5 protein-coding genes are annotated in these 3,178 nt (G+C 52.9%); all 5 read right to left on the reverse strand.

Annotation, left to right across the window (positions count from 1 at the left end; all coding sequences use genetic code 11):
- Positions 1-364: carbohydrate kinase family protein (locus BWI97_RS26120; protein ID WP_233208066.1), on the reverse strand; the 364-nt coding region annotated here is incomplete at its 3' end.
- An 11-nt stretch (positions 365-375) separates the two neighbouring features.
- Positions 376-1,566 carry a glycoside hydrolase 100 family protein gene (locus tag BWI97_RS26125; protein WP_102203402.1) on the reverse strand — a complete coding sequence of 397 codons (1,191 nt, stop codon included), beginning with the start codon at positions 1,564-1,566 and terminating at the stop codon, positions 376-378.
- A gap of 12 nt (positions 1,567-1,578) precedes the next feature.
- Positions 1,579-2,175: an MFS transporter gene (locus tag BWI97_RS29125; protein ID WP_255403246.1), complete on the reverse strand. Its 597-nt coding sequence runs from the start codon at positions 2,173-2,175 to the stop codon at positions 1,579-1,581.
- Positions 2,066-2,752 (reverse strand): MFS transporter, encoded by a 687-nt coding sequence (locus tag BWI97_RS29130; protein ID WP_255403245.1) that lies wholly within the window; start codon positions 2,750-2,752, stop codon positions 2,066-2,068. Before BWI97_RS29130 ends, BWI97_RS29125 begins: the two co-directional genes overlap by 110 nt.
- Positions 2,709-2,921: a hypothetical protein gene (locus BWI97_RS28760; RefSeq protein ID WP_233208067.1), complete on the reverse strand. Its 213-nt coding sequence runs from the start codon at positions 2,919-2,921 to the stop codon at positions 2,709-2,711. Before BWI97_RS28760 ends, BWI97_RS29130 begins: the two co-directional genes overlap by 44 nt.
- Between the last annotated feature and the right edge of the window lie 257 nt (positions 2,922-3,178).

Below are 3,178 nucleotides of genomic sequence, written 5' to 3' on the forward strand. Positions count from 1 at the left end.
CAATCAAATCGTCGGCAATGGGAGCAATCTGAGCGTCGGCATCCCGATACGGTATGAAGTCGGGCGTACCCTTTGTGCGACCTACCACGATGAGTGTCGTGGCGTGTTGAGCCACCGTCGCTACGTGCGAGGTATCCAGTCCGATGGTTCGTAAATGATCAAGCAGCTGACGACCCAGTCCATCCTGACCCACTGCGGCCACCAGTCGCGTCGGAACCTGATAGGTATGCAGGAAGCGGCAGAAGTTTGCGGCACTGCCGCCCGGATGAAGGCTCAGGGAAGCCGCCTGACCCAAATGGTCTACGTATTCACAGCTAATGGCGTCTATGAGTAATTCCCCGATGACAAGGACGTAGGATGGCATGATGTAGTGGATTAGGTAAGCGAAAAGGAAAATCCGGACAAGCTCAATTCAGCGATTACGGCTCCGGCGGCACTCCAGGTACACAGGGGAACACCAATGGGATCTTTGCTTAAACCGTGCAGGTTTTCGTAAAAACCAGTTGATTCTGTACCAGAAGATTTCTGATTTGCCCGGTGAATGTAGGCGGTTACCTGCCGGGCCAGCTCTACTTCGTGAGAGGCCATCAAACCAGCTACGAGAAAGCCATTCCAGACGGGCCATAAACCTCCGTTATGAAATTCGTGGGGAAAATTCCTGAACCCATAAGCATGATTATGCCGGAGTTCTTCCATGAAAAAGGTATCCTCTTCAATAGCGGGGGAAAAGGAAGCCAGCAAGTCCTGCTGGTCCTGTAAAGATGCTCGGATGAAGTCAACCAGCGTCACCCGCTGCTCCGGCGTACCCAGCCCTAAAAGCAGAGCCAGAGCATTCGCCTGTAAATCGAATTGCGGATAGATCCGGGCGGGATTGAAGCCCAGCAACCAGTACGGTTTCTGTACCATAGGCATTTGGTGTACCAGGTTGGCGGCATACAGGCCGGAGGTTCGCTCACTATACCAGAAGTTGACTTGTAGAAGCGAGCGAATCTGCTGAGCCTTCCCGCGGTAGGCTTCATCCTGGTAATAAGCCGCCGCCAGTTCCAAAGCCCAGAGTCGCAGCAATTGGTCGTACAAAATGTAGCCGTGCTGCATGTATTCGTCGGCCCAGTCGCCACTTTGGGGGACGTAGATCAGCCCTTTCCCGTTAAATTCCCAGGCTTCCAGTACCGCCAGACACTTTTGTACCTGAGTGTGGTATTGGTCGGCTAATTCCAAATCGCCCGTATGAAGGGTATAAAACAGCAGCCCAATCACCGCCCAGGAAGGATTATCGGCCCGCCCAACGGTGCCGCCGTAGCTAACGGCGTGTGTGCCGGGAGTGACATTACTGGGCATAAACCCCACCGGATGCTGATGATCGAACAGGGTCTGAAGGGTCGCCTTCGCCGTTTGGATCAGGGCAGGGTTCTGACTGGCCAGGGCTGCCAGACTGGTGATAACACCATCGCGGGTCCAGACGCGTTTGTAGTTGTCGTGTTCGTGCACGGCAGCGGTAAATCCGACCGGAGTCGCCGCTCGCTGCAACAGATGCAGACTACGTTCGTAAGCGGAAGTATCTAGCATGAAAGAAGTCAGTTAGTGTGAAGCATACGCGGGTTCCGGCTGACGGGTACGGCCCATGCGTAGCGTGAGGGTCAGCACTGCCGCTATCGTAATCAATAGGCCCGCAAAGTAGATGGCATGCACCGGATTTGCCTGAAGTACATACCGATAGATGTAGCGAAAGGTCAGGGTTTCCAGCATCATTGGCAGTACAATGAACATGTTGAGGATACCCATATAAATACCCGTTTTTTCTTCGGGAATGCTTCCGGCCAGAATCACGTACGGCGTTCCCATCATACTGGCCCAGCCAATTCCGAAACCGATCATCGGCAGAAAGAGCAGGGAGGTGTTGGAAATCAGCGGCAATGCAAGCAAACCCAGACCCGCCAGCAGCAAACTCAACGCGTGGATACCTACCGGACTGATTTTCTTGGCCAGCCAGCCCAGCAGGAAAGCCGTACAGAAGGTGACAATATTATAGGTGGCATTGACCTTGCCCGTGAGGAGCTGAGCGGAGCTAAACGCCAGCGAATTGGGGTCCTGCGTATTGAAAATCGTTCTGGCCAGACATAGCGTAATGAATTGCCAATACACAAACATGGCGTACCAGTTGAAAAGATACACCACTCCCAGGCGTCGCATTACGCGGAGGCATGTCCTGAAAGGCCTGAGCAATGTCCCGAAAAATGTAACCGATGCCCTGACGGGTTTCCTGCTTGATGTGCAGAATCTGCTGCTCAGTCAGAGGGTATTCTTTCGTCGTAAAAATTGTGTAAAAGACTGAGGTAAGCGAGGCTACGGCTCCAATAAGAAAGGCCGCGTAGGTAGTGTACGTAATGTGATTGCTGCTGCGGCTATTTTCCAGAATCAGTCCTGAAGCGACCAGCAGGCTAGGGGTAAGGTTGGCCAGGGTAATGCCGAGGCCGGTAAAAAAGCTTTGCGTTAGGAAACCCGTGGCGTGCTGTTCAGGCGGAAGTTTATCGCTGACGAACGCCCGGTACGGTTCCATCGTGATGTTATTCGCCGCATCCAGAATCCACAGTAATCCCGCCGCCATCCAGAGCGTTCGGCTAAACGGCATCAGCAGTAAGCAAATGCTACAGAAAACGGCCCCGATCATGAAGTAGGGAACCCGTCGGCCAAAGCGGCTGATGGTTTTGTCACTCATGGCCCCCACAATGGGCTGGATGATCAGCCCCGTCATGGGACCCGCCCAGATTTAACAGGGGAATGTCATCCGGATTGGCTCCCAGGTAGGAATACAGTGGGGTCATGTTGGTTTGCTGTAAACCAAAACTGTACTGAATGCCAAAAAAGCCCACATTCATATTGATGATGGACCTGAAACTGAGCGGGGGCTTAATGAATGCCATACGTGCTGGAAGGCAAGGGGATGGAACGAAAAATAAAGTAGGCGGAGGACGTCTCCCCACCCGGTTAAATGCTTAGAAAGTTAACAGTAAACTGGCGGAGATCGTACGACCTGTGATGGATCGGCCCGAATAATATTGGTAGCGTTATCCGTAATGGAAGCTTCTTCGGCTTCCGTCAGCCCCAGCGTATTGGTAATGTTATTGGCACTGACCGTTCCCGTGAGGAAGGAGCTAAATCGGTAGTTGATGTACGGATT

The organism is Siphonobacter sp. BAB-5405, assembly GCF_002872335.1.
Taxonomy (GTDB): domain Bacteria; phylum Bacteroidota; class Bacteroidia; order Cytophagales; family Spirosomataceae; genus Siphonobacter.

Bases quoted from the DNA above. Each gene is read 5' to 3' on its own strand.
- BWI97_RS28760 (WP_233208067.1), bottom strand. From the start codon at position 2,921: ATGGCATTCATTAAGCCCCCGCTCAGTTTCAGGTCCATCATCAATATG.
- BWI97_RS26125 (WP_102203402.1), bottom strand. From the start codon at position 1,566: ATGCTAGATACTTCCGCTTACGAACGTAGTCTGCATCTGTTGCAGCGA.
- BWI97_RS29130 (WP_255403245.1), bottom strand. From the start codon at position 2,752: ATGACGGGGCTGATCATCCAGCCCATTGTGGGGGCCATGAGTGACAAA.